General features: G+C 48.4%; 11 protein-coding genes. 4 read left to right on the top strand and 7 right to left on the bottom strand.

The genetic code is table 11. The annotated features are described in order from the left end of the window. Position 1: 1 nt before the first annotated feature. The 6 genes from H1D31_RS08670 to sppA all read right to left on the bottom strand — a co-directional run bounded on the left by H1D31_RS08670 (position 2) and on the right by sppA (position 10,138). Positions 2-1,228, bottom strand: coding sequence for a restriction endonuclease subunit S (locus H1D31_RS08670; protein WP_261257773.1), 1,227 nt, complete (start codon positions 1,226-1,228; stop codon positions 2-4). Beyond that, positions 1,221-2,855: a class I SAM-dependent DNA methyltransferase gene (locus H1D31_RS08665; RefSeq protein ID WP_261257771.1), complete on the bottom strand. Its 1,635-nt coding sequence runs from the start codon at positions 2,853-2,855 to the stop codon at positions 1,221-1,223. The genes H1D31_RS08670 and H1D31_RS08665 overlap by 8 nt, the downstream gene beginning before the upstream one ends. Positions 2,856-2,916: 61 nt before the next feature. Beyond that, entirely contained in the window at positions 2,917-6,033 is a 3,117-nt protein-coding gene (locus tag H1D31_RS08660; RefSeq protein ID WP_261257769.1) for a type I restriction endonuclease subunit R, read from the bottom strand. A gap of 12 nt (positions 6,034-6,045) precedes the next feature. Continuing rightward, positions 6,046-6,249: a helix-turn-helix domain-containing protein gene (locus H1D31_RS08655; RefSeq protein ID WP_261257767.1), complete on the bottom strand. Its 204-nt coding sequence runs from the start codon at positions 6,247-6,249 to the stop codon at positions 6,046-6,048. 934 nt (positions 6,250-7,183) lie between these two features. Further along, positions 7,184-8,197: an asparaginase gene (ansA, locus tag H1D31_RS08650; RefSeq protein WP_008949279.1), complete on the bottom strand. Its 1,014-nt coding sequence runs from the start codon at positions 8,195-8,197 to the stop codon at positions 7,184-7,186. Positions 8,198-8,257: 60 nt separating this feature from the next. Next, a complete protein-coding gene (gene sppA, locus H1D31_RS08645) occupies positions 8,258-10,138 on the bottom strand; it encodes a signal peptide peptidase SppA (RefSeq protein ID WP_261257764.1) in 1,881 nt (626 codons plus the stop codon). A gap of 134 nt (positions 10,139-10,272) precedes the next feature. Between sppA and H1D31_RS08640 the strand changes: the two genes are divergently transcribed. From H1D31_RS08640 to H1D31_RS08625, 4 genes are all read left to right on the top strand, one after another. Next, the gene (locus H1D31_RS08640; RefSeq protein ID WP_314732995.1) at positions 10,273-12,318 is read left to right on the top strand and encodes an NADPH-dependent 2,4-dienoyl-CoA reductase; all 2,046 of its coding nucleotides are present in this window, start codon (positions 10,273-10,275) and stop codon (positions 12,316-12,318) included. 355 nt (positions 12,319-12,673) lie between these two features. Beyond that, on the top strand, positions 12,674-13,921 hold the full coding sequence (glgC, locus tag H1D31_RS08635; RefSeq protein WP_008949276.1) for a glucose-1-phosphate adenylyltransferase: 1,248 nt from the start codon (positions 12,674-12,676) through the stop codon (positions 13,919-13,921). 28 nt (positions 13,922-13,949) lie between these two features. Next, complete coding sequence (locus H1D31_RS08630) at positions 13,950-15,380, top strand: glycogen synthase (RefSeq protein ID WP_261257761.1); 1,431 nt, start codon at positions 13,950-13,952, stop codon at positions 15,378-15,380. 97 nt (positions 15,381-15,477) lie between these two features. Then, positions 15,478-16,035: an NAD(P)H nitroreductase gene (locus tag H1D31_RS08625; protein WP_008949274.1), complete on the top strand. Its 558-nt coding sequence runs from the start codon at positions 15,478-15,480 to the stop codon at positions 16,033-16,035. Positions 16,036-16,193: 158 nt separating this feature from the next. Here the strand turns inward: H1D31_RS08625 and asnS are convergent, their stop codons facing one another. Then, the gene (gene asnS / locus H1D31_RS08620; protein ID WP_065954777.1) at positions 16,194-17,594 is read right to left on the bottom strand and encodes an asparagine--tRNA ligase; all 1,401 of its coding nucleotides are present in this window, start codon (positions 17,592-17,594) and stop codon (positions 16,194-16,196) included. Positions 17,595-17,675 lie beyond the last annotated feature (81 nt).

The raw sequence follows: 17,675 nt of genomic DNA, 5'->3' as shown, positions 1-17,675 counted from the left end.
TTTATTTCACAGTAACTTGGCCGTTCATTAGCATAGGGAGGAGCCAGTCACGGAGCTCGATCAGATTCTGATTTTCTTGGTTCACGATACTGGACTTTTCAAATAGCCCTTTTGTTATTTCTTCATATTTTTCGAACATATTTTTGTGTGTACTCCCGGGCTTGAGAACAGGAATTTTACGAAGTAACTGTATTCCAACCGCAGGACGCGTGGTGCCGGATGTATTTTTTATAACTTGCTTATAAAACTCATCACTTTTGATAACCGTATAAACATATCCTGCATATTCTGGTTTCTTAGGATTGATAACGGATAGCGTTGGTGACAATGCGTAGCGAAACTTTTGCTTCTTCAATCTTACTACTTTTCCAACCGTACCTACTCTTCCATAACCAATTGAGTATTCACCAATTTCATAATCTTTCTCTTGCTTGAGTACAAACTCTTCATCTATTTGACGTGCCTTTGATATTGAAATATTACCTGCTTCATCAATGTCCCCGATACCAGCAAACGGGAACCCACTTTCCACCTCCGTCGGTGCCCGATGACTAGGGTGTGGATCAATCACATCTGCAAAATATTCAATTGGGACTAATTCCCACCCCTCAGGTATTTCGCGCCTGAGGGTTGAGTTGTAGACCATTTTTCCGCCGGAGGTTTTATAGGGTTTGCCGTTGGCGTCGGGGAAGTCGAACTGCACAAACCAATATTCGTACAGGGTTTTAGCTATGGCTTCCAGTTCGGCGTTGATGCGGTTATTGAGCTCGATTTTTTTATCTAATATCGAAAGAACTTCAGCTACTTTTTTCTGAATAGAAATAGGTGGCAATGAAATAGTTTTGCAGGAAATATCAGGAATGGTAATTTGAGGCTGTCCAGAACCAGTGCCTTTTTTACGATTTTGCTTTAGGTCATAATAAAGATAGTCGACGTCTAAATGCTCTTTTTTCGGTATCAAAGACAGTAATCTGACTACAGGGAAAAATGGTTCTTTTCTAACTGCAACAAATCCTACATTCGATCCCCTTGCTGCGATAGTAACAGCAGGTTCAAAGATTCTTGCATTATCCGTGTATCCCATCAAACCATTATTTTTTTCTGCGTTTGCAAGTACAGGTACACGGATTGATGCTTTTTTTTCCAGGCTGAATACTTTCGGCTTGTCGCCTCCTGCAATAATTTCTGCGACTTCACCTAATTGATGCGTTCTAAACAGGTTACTCATACTTCAACCCCGCCAACTGCTTTTTAATCTCAGTTTCCAATTCACGAGACTGACTGAACAAGCTATCTAAATTGTTGGTAAAACCTTGCATCTTTTCAGCAAACTGATCTGCGGTAATATCCACATATTCGATTTTGACGTCAAAGTACTGGCCTGCACTTAACGAGTAATTTTTAGCTTCGATCTCGTCATAACTCACTGCGACGGAAAAATCCTCTACCGTTTCTTTGGCGTTAAACACATCAATAATCTGTTGTTCTTCTAATGGTGTTAAGACGGTTTTTTGGTTTTTGCCGTCTTTGACCTTTTCACCCAAGTTTGAGGCATCCACCAGAACCACATCACCATCGTTGCTGGCGTCGATAAACAAGATAGATACGTTTGTTCCGGTGGTGGCAAAGATATTGGATGGCATGGAAACGACGCCTGCCAGCATTTTGTTTTTCACCAAGTGCTCACGAATGCCTTTATCAATACTCGATTGCGCAGTGATAAAACCAGTAGGTACAACCACGGCCGCTTTGCCGCTAGGTTTAAGTGAGACAATGATGTGTTGCAAAAACAATTGGTAAATTTCCATTTTGTCTTTGTCTTTAGGTTTGATCTTGGGAATACCGGCAAAGAAGCGCTCTTTGTTTGCGTTGTTGTCTAGCTCATCTCTAAAGTCGCTAAAATCGAGCTTAAATGGCGGGTTGGAGACGATGTAATCAAATCGTTTTAGTGTGTTGCCATCTTTATGGTAGGGATGCAGTACGGTATTCCCCTGAATCACATTGGGAATTGAGTGCACCAAATTATTTAAGATCAAGTTTAAACGCAGCAGGTTTGATGACTTTTGTGAAATATCCTGCGTGTAAATACTACAGCGGTTTTCACCAATAGCATGCGCCACGTTCATTAATAAAGTACCCGAACCTGCCGATGGGTCATAACAACTGACATTGCGTACGATGCCGCGCTGCTCTTTGGGTACTAAGATTTCGGACATAATGCGCGCTACCGCATGAGGGGTGAAGTACTCAGCGTACTTGCCGCCCGAATTACTGTTGTAGTCTTTGATCAGGTATTCAAAGATGGTGGCATAGAAGTCGAATTTTTGCGTGAAGATGCGCTCAAAGCTGAACTCGATCAGTTTATTGATAATCGCGCGGCAAAAAGCATCGCGTTTGGAATCGTCGGCAATATATTGGCTGATGCGGTCAAACAGCACCACTTTTGCGCCGCCATCGGTTTTTACCGCGAACACATCGTTATTGGTGATAGCAATATCAATGAGAGTGTCGTCAAACAGTTTGGCAAAGTCGGGGGCGTTTTGTCGGCTAAATAAATAGCTGATAAAATGCTGTGGTTTTAGCCTTGCAGTATCGCCACCCATTTGCAGTTGCAGCATGTCGAGGTCATCCTCGCTCATTGCTTCCAGAGTTTCTTCCCATTTGTCGGCTTTGGCGATGTTTTCGTCGAGTTTTTTGGCTTCAAAAGCGAACTTGTCGTTTAAAAACTTGTACAAAAAGGCTTGGGTAATAATTTTAAATTCGTTACCGTCGTTACCTAAACCGTAGTTAGCACAGATGCTTTTTAAGCTATCAATCAGAGCTTTGGTTTTTTGCTGAAATTCTAATTCAACCATTTAATTTTTACTTCCTAATCAATTTCGCCGGTGCTTATTGTCAGTAGTTAATCATTAGCCACTACCACGCTTGGCTGCCGGTATTAAATTCTTTTAAATATTCGGCGACGACGAGGCGGTTTATATAACGCGAGGCGTCGGCGTTCAGTTTGATTTGCTGTTCTTTCACAAAGCGACTAATGACCAGCGGTATCATTTGTCGCTCGAAGTAGCTTTCGTTATCTAACATTTGGCTGTTGTTGACCACTTGCTCGTCGGCGTCTTGCTTGACGCCAGCCAATGCTGCAAAGATTTTACGCTCTGATTCACTAATATCGCTTTGGCTTTGCTGACGCTCTTGCAAGCGTTTGTGAATGCGGGTGTATTTGGCATCACCTAAGTACTTTTGCCGCAATTGGTTGTTTTGGCGATTCAGCTCTTTTACACGGTCGTGAATTTTATTCAGAGCGTTTATGTTGGCAACCATTTCATCCTGAGTAACTTCGCTGAGATTTTTCTTTTTAAATAGGCGCTCTAACTCTTCTTTTAAGCTAATGAACTGGGGATCTTGTTGGTCGAAGTTGCTGGCCAGTGCTTCGCGGGTTTGACGCAGGGTGTTTTTGAGCTTGTCGGCCAGTACCAGCTCTTCTTCGCCGATTTTTACAAACTTGAAGATCACGTCTTCCAAGGCGCGGTTGAGCAGGTTACTTGTGTCTTGACCACTTTCTAAATCATTTTTAAGGTTGAGTAAGTCTAAATGGTTGCAGGTTTCACGGAACAACACATTGATCTTGGCAAAATCTAGCTCATGCAGAAAGTCATGCTCACCTTGCAAGCGAATAAGATTATACAAGCTGCGCGCATCTGCTAAGGCTTTCTTAAGCGCTAATACGGTGTCGCGGTCTTGTATTTGGCTGATTTGGTTGCAGAACTCCTCCATGTTGTCCGTATCAAAACGGAATAGGACATCTTTGATATGTTCGATCTCTTGTTTGATCTCTTCTTGAGATTTAAAGAGGTGCGAATAGTGCTCCATCTCGTCGCCAAGCTCTGACTGTAATTCTTCGAAATAGGCTTTATTGGTGGCATCGAACTCATTACGAATATCAGCAAAATCCACCACGTAGCCATAGCGGAAATCTTTGTAGGTGCGGTTCACTCTCGTTAGTGCTTGCAGCAGGTTGTGCTTTCGGATCACCCGGCCAAGGTAAAGCTTTTTCAGGCGCTTGGCATCAAACCCGGTGAGTAGCATGTTGTACACAAACAAAAAGTCGATTTTGCCTGCCTTGAATTCTTCTACCCAGTTTTTACGTTCTTCTTTTGTGCCGATGTCGTGCAGGATTAACGCGGCGTTTTTTACTTTTTGTGCTTTTTTAACCGATTCTGTATAGGCTGTAGGTGCAGTCTCGAAGATTTCGAGCACTTGATTATCAGAAGCTACCGTTTTCTTTGGGAGAACAGGTGTTTCAGCATAAACCGCATTAAAATTTTCGAACATTTGTTCGGCTTGCTCTGCACTGTCGCAGATAACCATACCACCGATGCTGGCGTCATTGAGTGCGCCACGACTTTTTTCAAAGTCGTTCACAATGTAAGCCAGCATAGGTTCAACAAAACTTGGGTGGGCGTAAATCAGCTTGCGCTCGACATCGCCCATTTTGACTTCAGCTTCTTCAAGCGCTTTTTGCAGTTGGATTTTATATTGGGTGCTGATTTCTTCACGGATTAAACGCAAGGTGTAGCCGTCGGCAATAGATGCGTTGTAGTAGTACTTGTGAATGTAATCACCAAATAAGACGCGCGAGTTGTAGTCATCCCCTAATAGTGGCGTGCCGGTTAAGCCGATTTTGATGGCGTTGGTGTCAGATTGGCTTAAGTTGGCTAAAAAACTGCCTTTGGGGTTATAGCTGCGGTGTACTTCATCTAAAAAGTACACGCGCTGTATCGCTACATTATAGTCTTTAGTGCTGACCACATCTGAGGCTTCTTGAAACCTTTGGATGTTCACTACGGTGATTTCTGGCCTACCAGAATGGTTGTGGATCACTTGAGTAGCTTTAATATCACGTGTAAAGGCTTCTCGTGAATTTATGGTATGAACCGTTAAACCACGGCAGGTAAATTCACGCTGCGCTTGCTGCAATAAGTCTATGCGATCGACAATGAAGTAAAACTTTGGAATGACTTGTTGCTTTTGGAAGTAGTCGGTTAAAAAGTGCACGTTGTAAAATGTCAGTGCGGTTTTACCACTGCCCTGGGTATGCCAAATAATGCCTTTTTTAACTCCTTCACTAAGCTTTTGTTCAATAGCTTTTGTGGCAAACAATTGTGGGTAACGCATGATATGTTTTTGCAGCCCATCTGACTCGGATACATAAGCCAAAGCGTAACGTAAAATGAAGGTTAAGCGTTCACGGCTAAGTAGCGAGGTACAAATGCGGTTGGTTGGGCGCTCAGGCTGCTTGTTTGTTTGAAACTCAGGATTGCTGCGGATCACTTCCAAATTGTTGTCTTTTAAGACGTTCAGCTCGTCTGCATCTGATACCGATTTCAGCAAAGCAGTTAGGTTTAAGATTTCCTCTTCACGGAAATAGTTAAATATCGGCTTGTGGTAGGAACTACTAGCATAGAACGCACCTTGCACAGGTTCTGGGTCTCCATCATCGTACTCCATGTTATTGGAGAAAATCATAAACTGGGTGATGTTGGCAAAACGTTTAAACTTTGGGTTTTGGAAGCGTTTGTTGATGCGGTCTCGCTCGGCCAAAATACCTTCACGGTTATTGGGCTTTTTCACCTCAATAAACACTAGCGGCATACCATTGATTAACAGCGTGATGTCCGGGCGGAATTCTTCATCGCCATTCTGATACGTTAGCTCGGTAACAACATGGAAAGTGTTGTTATTGAAGTTTTCAAAGTCAATCAGCTTGGTATTCGAGCGCTCAGATAGGCGTTCAAAAAAGGCTTTGCCTAAGTCTTCGTTATCTATTAAGAGCTTAACATCTTCCAGTAAACGGCCTGCGTCATCATCTCCAATACCAGGGTTGATTTTGCAGATAGCGGTTTTAAATAATTCAGGGAAGATATTGGTATCTAGATCCCAGTTTTGCCCTTTGAGTGATAGATACTTATAACCTAATCGCATTAGGTGCAGTATTGCGGGGATTTTGACGCGGCTATCTTCATTAAATTTCATAACATTCCTTGTTTAATTTGGTATCAGCTCAAGTAGGTCGCCGACCTGGCACTCAAAAAGCAGGCAGAGTTTTTCAACGGCTTCCAGATCCACTTTCTTGGCCGTCTCTTTATAGAGTAGAGTCACCGTAGCGCGGCTTAACCCCGTTTCTCTGGCAACGTCGGCTATACGCATCTTGTGCTCACCCATCATGCGGGCTAGATGGCAGCGGATCATGGTTGTGCCTCTCGCTGATAATCAGGATTTCGGAACAATAAAATAGCGTATCATGACTTTGAAATTTGCATAGCATTTTGTGAGTTGAACTTAAATTTTGTATGGGTAGTCATTCCACAACCTTACAGACCAATCACTTTTTCTGCGGCTCAAGATACCCATGCATCCACAGCATTTTGTTAGTTAAATTTCTAATATCTGAATCTTCCTCGTTTTGTCCCGTTTAATCGCAGCATCGCAAAACCAACGCGATCTCTATCCAACCAAATGTGGGCTGTGGCATATCTTCTTTGGAACCAATTCTTGTCATTGCAATACAACCAAGGATAGATGGGCCACAATGCTTGGTATTTCTAAGTTCTTTGTTAACTTTTTGGCAATATGAAGATGTCTCGAAATTTTCGAGAGCCCCCAGTTCAGTTTTTGTTGGGAATGTCCGCTTTCAGTGAAAAGCGCCGATTTAATCAAACTTCAGTGAATTTCCGCTTTTGGCACAAAGCAGCATTTCTTCGTAACAGGATTGCTTACATATCACGCCCAAAGTTTATAACCCACTATCGCAGAACCGACTCCGGTACGACAAGCATACCGGAGTCGAGGTCTGGTGTAGCGTTAAGGTAGCTGCGTGATTTGAGATCGCAGAACCGACTCCGGTACGACAAGCATACCGGAGTCGAGGTCTGGTGTAGCGTTAAGGTAGCTGCGTGATTTGAGATCGCAGAACCGACTCCGGTATGGCAAGCATACCGGAGTCTAGGTCTGGTGTAGCGTTAAGATAGTTGCTTAGTTTGATATCGCAGGACCGACTCCGGTACGGCAAGCATACCGGAGTCGAGATTTGGTGTAGCGTTAAGGTAGTTGCGTGATTTGAGATCGCAGGGTCGACTCCGGTACGGCAAGCGTACCGGAGTCGTGGAGTGGGGTTGCTTTATGCTTATAGGGTGAGTTCGCCGCGCAGATCTTGCTGCATCTGAGTGCGGATCTGCTCCGGGCTGAGTGGTTTGCTTAGCAGGTAATGCAGCTTGGTCAGGCTTGCTTCCAGCGTCATATCAAAGCCACTGATCACGCCGGCGCGGCGTAAGGCATTACCGGTGGCATAACCATCCATATTGACCTTGCCTTTAAAGCATTGGGTGCAGTTTACTAATACCTGGCCGCTGTTACTGGCATTCTCCAGCACTTTAAGTAGTTCCGGGCGCTGTGGTGCATTACCCACACCAAAAGACTTAATAATTAGCGCCCGTACCGGTGCGGCCAGCATATTGCTGATCACGTCGGTGGTAATGCCGGGATAGAGTGTCACCACACTGATCGGCTGCGGGGTGATCTCAGCAACTTGTAACGGCAGGGCCTCGGCGCTATTGCTTAGCTTGCCGGCTAATAGCTTGATATGGATCCCGGCTTCCAGCAGCGGCGGTAAATTGGGCGAGGCAAAGGCATTAAAGCCGTCGGCATCGGCCTTGGTCGCGCGGTTGCCGCGGAACAGCTGGTTATTAAAGAACAGCGACACTTCCGGGATCGGATAATTGGCCGCCAGATACAGCGCGTTTAACAGGTTAACCTGGCCGTCGGAGCGCAGCTGCGCCAGTGGGATCTGTGAGCCGGTGATAATCACCGGTTTTTGCAGATTCTCCAGCATAAAAGACAGCGCAGAGGCGGTGTAAGCCATGGTATCGGTGCCATGTAGCACCACAAAGCCGTCATAATGCTGATAGTTTGCCTGAATATCTTTGGCAATACTTAACCAGTGCGCCGGCGTCATGTCGGAGGAGTCAATTACCGGATGATACTCATGAATGTCGAACTCGGGCATTTCCGGCCGGTAAAACTCCGGCATCCGTTTTACCGTGTCGGTTAAAAAGCCCGGTACCGGAATAAAGCCACGGCTGGATTGCTGCATACCGATGGTACCGCCGGTATAGGCGACATAAATACGTTTTCTTTGCATGGGAACCTTAAAAAAATGCCCGGTCAGAGCCGGGCATTGTAATCCTTATTGCGTTTGCTGTCAGTGGATCTGGCAGCTCAGGCAGTAGGAGTAGATACCATTAGGGTCATTAAACTGGTTCATTAACAGGAAGTCCTGTTGTACCTGCTGGCTTAACTGACGCAGGGCACGGTTTTGCATCGACTGGCCGAAGCTCGGTACCCAGCCTTTGGCCTGGGCCGCACCAAACATATCAACAAAGAATTGCTCTGTTGGGCTTAACTCTTGCTGGATCACTTTGACATCGTAGTTATCCAGGCCAGCCATTTCCGCAGCACGGGCAATGGCATCGTCGAAGGTACCCAGTTTATCCACCAGGCCAAACTCCTGCGCCATCCGGCCGGTCCAGACGCGGCCTTGGGCAACCTTATCTACCGCTTCCACGCTCATATTGCGGTTTTTACCCACCATGGTCAGGAATTCGGAATAACCGCGCTCGATCAGCAGCTGCATTAAATCTTTCATTGGGTCATTTAACCCTTTAAACAGCGGAACACCGGCAGATAAGCCTGCCAGCTCAGTGGTACCTACGCCATCTACGTTTAAGCCCAGAGTTTGCATCGCATTTTCCAGGGTGTGCATTAAACCGAAGATACCAATAGAGCCGGTGATCGTAGTCGGGGCGGCCCAGATTTCATTGGCAGGCGCGGCAATCCAGTAACCACCTGAGGCAGCAACGGCGCCCATAGAAGCGATAACCGGTTTGCCAGCTTCACGCAGCAGGGTAATTTCCTGACCAATCACTTCTGACGCGAAGGCGCTACCGCCGCCACTGTCAATGCGCAGTACCACGGCTTTTACTTTATCGTCATGACGGGCACGACGTAACAGCGCTGCAGTAGAGTCACCACCAATGGTGCCGGCTTTAGCGGTACCATCGATAATCATACCGCGGGCCACGACAACGGCGACTTTTTCGGTCATCGGATTATCAAACTGCTTGGCCGGTAACACCAGCTTGCTGTAATCATCGAAGGTGACATGGTTATAGGTATTCTTGTCGTTCTTACCGACAACGGCAATTAAGCTGCGACGGAACTCTTCGCGGGTTTGGATACTATCAACCAGCTTGTTTTCCAGCGCGTACTTGCTTAAATCGCCCTCGGCGGCAGCCACCTTGGCATACAGACTGGCAAAGGTTTCGTCAAAGTTATCCAGTGCAAAGCCACGACGGCCGGCAACCTGTTCTTTATATTCCTGCCACAGCGCATTTAACCAGGCGATATTGGCTTCTTTGGCTTCAGCAGACATATCATCGCGGGTGTAGGGCTCTACCGCAGATTTATAGGTACCCACGCGGAACACATGGGTGCTGACCTTCAGTTTTTCCAGTGCGCTCTTGTAGAACATCGGATAGCTGCCGTAACCTTCCAGGATCACGGCACCCATCGGCTCCAGGCTGATTTGATCAGCATAGCTGGCCAGGAAATACTGGTTTTGGGCAAAGAAGGCGCCGTAGGCGAATACTTTTTTACCGCCTTGCTTGAAATTCTCAATCGCGCTGCCAACGGCCAGCATCTTGTCCAGTGAAGCACGACCTAAACCGGATAAATCCAGCACCATGGCCTGAATGCGGTTATCTTTAGCGGCATGATTAATTACCGCAACCAGATCGCTGACCAGGATCTCCGGCGTTTCTTCCTGGCCACCCAGGCTCTGATTCATAATGGCGGCGATAGGATCAACAAAGCGTTTCTCTTCAACCAGATCGCCTCTCAGGTTCAGGTAGAGGGCAGAGGTTTTCGCCACTTTAACTTTGTCGCCGCCACCGAAGATGGCGCTGCCAATTAAGATCACAAATAAAATAAAGATGATATTAAGCACGGTGGAGCGAAAGCCCTTATAGACGGCCCAGATCGCGCCAAAGAAGCGCCGGATGATGCCTTTCTTTTTTTCTGCCATGAGATATTCCTGTGTCTCGAACGATTTTTTGCATTAAGTATGCTAACTGCTTTTGCTGCAAAGTCGAAACCGAATTTGTAAGAAAATGTATATCGCTTGCGAAACGGCGCCAAACTCGCTAGAGTCTGGCATTTATGACAGGTACGACCAGAGAGGTTTATGTGGCTTATCAACAATTATTACAACCGCTCGATCTCGGTTTCACAACATTACGCAACAGAGTGATTATGGGGTCGATGCATACCGGCCTGGAAGAAGAGAAAAATGGTTTTAGTAAACTGGCGGCCTTTTATGCTGAACGCGCGAAAGGCGGTGTCGGGTTAATTATTACCGGCGGTATCAGCCCGAATTTTCGCGGCAATCTGGTACCTTTTGGCTGTCAGTTGAGCTTCTGGTGGCAGGTTGGCAAGCATAAGCAGGTCACTGAAGCTGTACATCAGCACGGCGCCAAGATCTGCCTGCAACTGTTACATGCTGGTCGCTATGGTTATCATCCGTTTAACGTCGCCCCCAGCAAAATTAAATCACCCATTACCCCGTTTAAGCCATCAGAGCTGTCTGGCCGTCAGGTGCGTGCCACCATTAAAGACTTTGCCAATGCCGCCAAACTGGCGAAAAAAGCCGGTTACGATGGTGTGGAAATTATGGGCTCGGAAGGCTACCTGATTAATCAGTTTATTTGTCAGCGCACTAACCAGCGTACCGATGAATGGGGCGGAAGCTTTGATAACCGCAGCCGTTTTGCGCTGGAAACGGTGCGGGCGGTGCGTGAAGCCTGTGGTAAGGACTTTATTATCATTTACCGGCTGTCTATGCTCGATTTGGTAGAAGATGGTAATACCTTTGATGAAGTCGTCGCTTTAGGTAAAGGCGTTGCCAAGGCCGGTGCGACGATGATTAATACCGGCATTGGCTGGCATGAGGCGCGGATCCCGACCATTACCACCCGGGTACCGCGGGCTGCCTTTAGCTGGATCACGGAGCGGGTGCGCAAAGAGCTGTCTGTGCCGGTGATTGCCACCAACCGTATTAATGATCCACAGGTAGCGGAAGATATTCTGGCTAATGGTCAGGCTGACCTGGTGTGTATGGCGCGACCTTTCCTGGCTGACGCCGACTTTGTGAATAAAGCGGCTGCTGATCAGGCTGATCTGATTAATACTTGTATTGCCTGTAATCAGGCCTGCCTGGATCATATCTTCCAGCAAAAGCGCGCCAGTTGTTTAGTTAACCCGCGTGCTTGTTACGAGACTGAGCTGAATTTTACCCCGGCTACAACCCGTAAAAAGCTGGCGGTAGTGGGTGCCGGCCCGGCTGGCCTGGCCTTTAGTGTTTATGCTGCGCAGCGTGGCCATGAGGTGCACTTATTTGATAAATCGCACCAAATCGGCGGCCAGTTTAACTATGCCAAGCAAATTCCGGGCAAAGAAGAGTTCCACGAAACCCTGCGTTATTACGGCCGCATGCTGGAGCTGCATGCGATTAAGCTGCATTTAAATGCCGAGCAAAGCGTGGAGTCGTTAAGCGCCGGTGGCTTTGATGAGATTATTCTGGCCACCGGGATAGTGCCGCGTGATATTGGTTTGCCGGGGCAGGACCATCCGAAAGTACTGAGTTATCTGGATGTGCTGCGCGACCATAAAGCCGTGGGTAAGCATGTGGCTATTATTGGCGCTGGTGGCATTGGCTTTGACGTATCGGAATATCTGACCGAGGAGCATTCACTGACGCTGCAACCGGATGCCTGGTTAAAAGACTGGGGCGTTGATAAGGCGTATCAGGCGCGTGGTGCCTTGCTAAAAGCCGAGCCGGCTGAGCCAGCCAAGCGCAAGATCTATTTGTTGCAGCGCAAGAATACCAAGGTTGGCTCTGGCCTGGGTAAAACCTCGGGATGGGCACACCGGGCCTCGTTGCAGAAAAAAGGCGTGGAAATGCTGGCCGGCGTAAATTATCTGAAAGTAGATGATGCCGGGCTTTGGATCAGCATTAATAACGAAGAGCGCTGCCTGGCGGTGGATAATGTGGTGATCTGTGCCGGTCAGGAGCCGCTGCGGGCGCTGCAACAAGGTTTAATTGAGCGGGGGCAGAAAGTGCATTTAATAGGCGGTGCGGATGTTGCTGCCGAGCTTGATGCCAAGCGCGCCATTCGTCAGGGCGCGGAGCTGGCGGCACAAATCTAGTCGTTTTTGCCTGGCTCTGGCCAGGTTCCCTACCTTTGACTGGCCGGTTGCACCAAAAAAGTGCGACCGGTCATCTCTTTGTCATCTTTTTGTCCTTTACTTGCCCTATTTTTACGCAGTATTAGCTGCTATCTTTATTAGTAGTTTCATTAACACTAATAAAATGCAAAGCCGCCAAGCAGTAGTCAGATATTGGTATTGCTATTGCATAGCAGGTGAAGGCCAAGCAGTGCAGTGAAAAGCCTGCAGCAATCGCCTGAACCCCGCACAACCAAGACCAACCCCGGGGATAACACAGTATCAATTTCATTATATGGAACCACTGTGCCAGGCACAGTGCTAAAGGGGAGAAACTATGTCAGGTGTATTAACGATGATTCTGGCGGGTGGTGAAGGTACCCGTTTGGCGCCTTTAACCGGCGTGCGGGCGAAACCAGCGGTGCCGTTCGGTGGTAACTACCGGATCATTGACTTTGTCTTAAACAACTTTGTGAACTCAGACTTGCTGCAAATTTTTGTGATTACGCAGTTTAAATCGCACTCTCTAATGAAACACCTAAGCCGCGCCTGGCGGGTCGGCGGCATTACCAACCGTTTTATTGATCCTATCCCAGCCCAGATGCAAACCGGTAAGCACTGGTATTTGGGCACGGCTGATGCCATCTATCAAAACCTGCATTTAATTGAAGGCTTGGATCCGGAGCATATCTGTGTTTTTGGTGGCGACCATATTTATAAGATGGATGTGCGGCAAATGCTGGACTTTCATCGCAAAAAGCAGGCTAAGTTGACGGTGGCTGCCATTCCGGTACCGGTGTCGCAGGCGCATGAGTTTGGCATTATTGAAGTCGATGCCGACGGCCGGATGATCGGTTTTCAGGAAAAACCGAAACAGGATCCGAAAACCATCCCCGGCCGGCCCGATATGGTGTTGGCCTCGATGGGTAACTATATTTTTGAAGCCAAATGTCTGGTTAAGGTGTTAAACGACGATGCCGATAATCCGGACTCCAAACATGATTTTGGCCATAATATTATTCCGGGCCTGGTGCCGGGCGGTGAAGTCTTTGTCTATGATTTCTCGACTAATAAAATCCGTGGTGAATCGGAGAGCAGTTCCGGTTACTGGCGTGATGTTGGTACGCTGGACTCTTATTACGAGGCCAATATGGATCTGATTTCTATTGATCCGCCGTTTGATGTATACAACCGTTACTGGCCACTGCGTAGCTATACGCCACCGATGCCGCCGGCGAAATTTGTGCATGATCAGGCGAACCGTACCGGGCAGGCGATTAGCTCAATGGTCGCAGCGGGTTGTATTGTCAGCGGCTCTATCGTTTATCAGTCGATTCTGGGTTACAACGTGCATGTACATAGCCATAGCTATATCGAAAAATGCGTACTGATGGGCAATAACGATATCGGCCGTGGCTGCCGTATTCGCCGTGCCATCATCGACAAAGATGTTAAGATAGCACCCGGCACGGTGATTGGTGAGGATATTGAAGCGGATCGCAAGCGGTTTCATATCTCGCCAGGTGGTGTGGTGGTGATCCCGAAAGGGGCCAAAGTGGGTTTTGATGATGACAGTGGCAGCTAAGGCTGCCCGCTAAAAAAGGATCTGCCTGGTGCGAGTTCTGTTGTTATGTAGTGAATATGAAGGGCTGATCAAAACCGGTGGGCTGGCAGATGCCTGTCGCGGCATAGCGCAGGGGCTGGTTGATGCTGGCCATCAGGTCACCGTTTTATTGCCGCAATATACCAATCTGTATAGCCGGCCAACCGGGGAATGGCACTCGGTTTATTTTCATTTAGGCGGCCGGCCACTGGGCTGCGCGGTACGGCAGTTGGCGCAAGCCAGTCAGGGTGGGGTGGATATCCGCCTGCTGGAGCATCATGATTTCTTTCATCGTGAGCGGCCCTATGATGATGGTGATCAGGGTTATGCCGACAATCCGCTGCGCTTTGCGTTTTTCTGCAAAGCCGCGCTGGAATGGTGCCGCCAGTATTTACCGGATGTCGATCTGATCCATGGCCATGACTGGCAAACCGCAGTGACAGCGGCCTATTTAAAACAGCATTATGCGCAGGACCCGGTACTTGGCAGGGTCCCCTTTGTGTTTACTATCCATAATGGCGCCTATCAGTTAACGGCCGGCGCAGAGTGGTTTGGTAAGCTGGAACTGGCGCAGCAGCAGGATCACTTTCTGAATATGCTGGAGCAGGGCATTCGTTATGCGGCCAAAGTGAATACGGTCAGCCAGGGCTATCGTGACGAGTTGTTATCGGAGCCAGCGGCCAATGGTTTGGCCCGCTTGTATCAACAACGGCAAGCTGATTTTGTCGGTATTCTGAATGGTTGCGATTATCAGCAGTGGGATCCGGCCACCGATTTAACCTTGATTAAAAATTTCGATAGCACCGATCTAAGTGGCAAAGCAGCCTGCAAACAACAGCTAAAAGCCCGGTTTCATTTACCGGCGGCCGACGTGCCGTTAATGGTGGCGGTAAGCCGGATCACCGGTCAGAAAGGCTATGACTATCTGATCCCGGCACTGCGCCAGTTTTTGCTGCAAAGTCCGGTGCAGGTGTTTATTGTTGGCAGTGGCGAGCAACATTATTGCCGGCAACTCTATCAGTTACAGGAAGATTTTCCGGCGCAGTTCCGTTTTTTTGAGGGCTTTGATGAGACCCTGGCACACCAGACTGAAGCGGCCGGTGATTTCTTTTTAATGCCATCGTTATTCGAACCCTGTGGCTTAAATCAGCTGTATAGTCTGAAATATGGCGCTGTGCCTTTGGTGCGGTTAACCGGGGGGTTGCAAGATACCGTTGTCCCATGGCCAGACCAGGCCGCAACGGGCATTGGTTTTAGTGATGTCAGTATCGCCGCTTTATTGTCGGCGTTACAGCAAGCCGAGCAACTTTATCTGCAACAGCCAGCCTATCGGGCGGTGCAATTACGCGGTATGCAGCAGAACTTTAGCTGGCAAAGCTCGGTGCAAAGTTATATTCAGCTTTACCAACAGGCGTTGACTGAGCAGTTTTCGCGGAGTTAATCGCCACTTGCGCAGCTTGCTGCAAAATTGCCGTGAGTCAGACGGTTTTTTTTGATAGCCTGCGCAGCAACAGCTCTCGCTATTTACAGGTAAGTTTATGGATGCATTAACTCTTCTGACCAGCCGTTATTCGTCGCCGCGCCTAACCGAGCCGGCTCCCTCAGCTGAGGCTATGGCACTGATTAAACGTGCCGCGGTGCAGGTGCCGGATCACGGTGCCTTACGTCCGTGGCGTTTTGTGGTAGTGCAGGGTAAAGCAGCGCTAACCCGGTTGGGTGATGTCTTTGCCGAAGCCGCCATTGAAGAAGATCCAACCTTGTCACTGGAGCTGCAGGAGCGTGCCCGGCAATTGCCATTGCGGGCACCGATGGTAATCGTCTGTATTGCTAAAGTCACCGAGCATGCCAAGGTGCCGGCAGCCGAGCAGGTGCAATCAACCGCCTGTGCGGTGATGGCAATGCAGCAAATGGCCTTTGCCTTAGGTTATGGTGGCATTTGGCGCACCGGCGCTTACACTCAGTATGATTATGTTAAGCAGGCGTTTGAGCTGGCGGCAGACGATGAAATTGTCGGCTTTTTATATCTGGGTACGCCAAATGGCGGTGCGCCTAATCGTACGCCGCTGGATGCAGACGCTTTCTTTAGCGAGTTTTAGTCGCTGGCATTCGTAGTGAGGTGATCCGGTCTGACGGTATATTCCTCATCAAAAAAGAACCCGCAATTGTTGCGGGTTCTTTTTTGCAAGTACCGGGCTTTCCCCGGCACTGTTGATTTTCCGGCAGTGCTGATACCGAAGCCTTGCCCAGTCAGTGTTTAGAACTCAGCATTACCTGGTGTCCGTGGGAACGCAATCACATCGCGCACGTTACCGACACCGGTTACATAAGATACTAAACGCTCAAAACCCAAGCCAAAACCGGCATGCGGTACAGTACCGTAGCGGCGTAAATCGCGATACCAGCCGTAATCTTCTTTGTTCAGGCCCATCTCATCCATACGCTTATCCAGCATTTCGAGGCGCTCTTCACGCTGACTACCGCCGATAATCTCGCCGATACCCGGTGCCAGGACGTCCATCGCGGCCACGGTTTTACCGTCTTCATTTAAGCGCATATAGAAGGCTTTAATGTCTTTCGGGTAGTTTTGCATAATGATAGGAGCACCAATATGCTCTTCGGCCAGATAGCGCTCGTGTTCAGACTGCAGATCGACACCCCATTCCACCGGGTACTCGAATTTCTTACCGCAGTTTTTCAGAATTTCGATGGCATCGGTGTAGTCCATCCGCACAAAGCTGGAGTTCACCACCTTTTCCAGCCGGTTGATCGCATCGGCGTCAATCCGCTCGGCAAAGAAGGCTAAATCATCGGCGCGCTCGGTCAGTACCGCTTTAAACACGTATTTCAGCATATCTTCGGCCAGCTGGGCGATATCTTTTAGCTCAGCAAAGGCGACTTCCGGTTCAATCATCCAAAACTCAGCCAGATGGCGGCTGGTGTTCGAGTTCTCGGCACGGAAGGTTGGGCCAAAGGTATAGATCTTTGACAGCGCACAGGCATAGGCTTCGCCGTTCAGCTGACCTGATACCGTTAAAAAGGTCTCTTTACCAAAGAAGTCCTGGCTAAAATCGATTTTACCCTGGTCGTTACGTGGCAGGTTGTGAATATCCAGCGTACTGACGCGGAACATCTCACCGGCACCTTCGGTATCAGAGCCAGTAATAATTGGCGTACTGATCCAGTAATAACCCTGTTCATGGAAAAAGCGATGGATGGCTTGTGCCAGGCAATGCCGTACCCGGGTGACTGCGCCCATAATATTGGTACGTGGCCGCAGGTGCGCCTGCTCGCGCAGATATTCCATACTGTGGCGTTTGGGTGCCATAGGGTAAGTATCCGGGTTTTCTACCCAGCCTAACACTTCAACGACATCGGCCTGAATTTCATACGCCTGGCCCTGACCTTCAGAGCGGGCAATCACACCTGAAACTGCCACAGAGCAAGAGGTGGTCAGACGCTTTACTTCTGTTTCGTAATTGGCCAGATTGGCCGGAACCACGGCCTGTACCGCATCAAAACAGCTGCCGTCATGCACGGCTAAAAAGGAAATACCGGCTTTTGAATCGCGGCGGGTGCGGATCCAGCCTTTTACCGTGATCTTTTCGCCAACCGCATAGCGACCGGCCAGAACATCTTTAATAACAGCATGCGTCATGCAAACAACTCCAAAGGGACAAGCAGGGGCGGCATCAGCTCTAGCGCCCGGATTGAATTAAAGCAGTAATGATACTTGGCG

It is taken from the genome of Alishewanella sp. BS5-314, from assembly GCF_025377695.1.
Classification (GTDB): domain Bacteria; phylum Pseudomonadota; class Gammaproteobacteria; order Enterobacterales; family Alteromonadaceae; genus Alishewanella; species Alishewanella aestuarii.
This window is presented reverse-complemented; position numbering and strand designations above follow the sequence as displayed.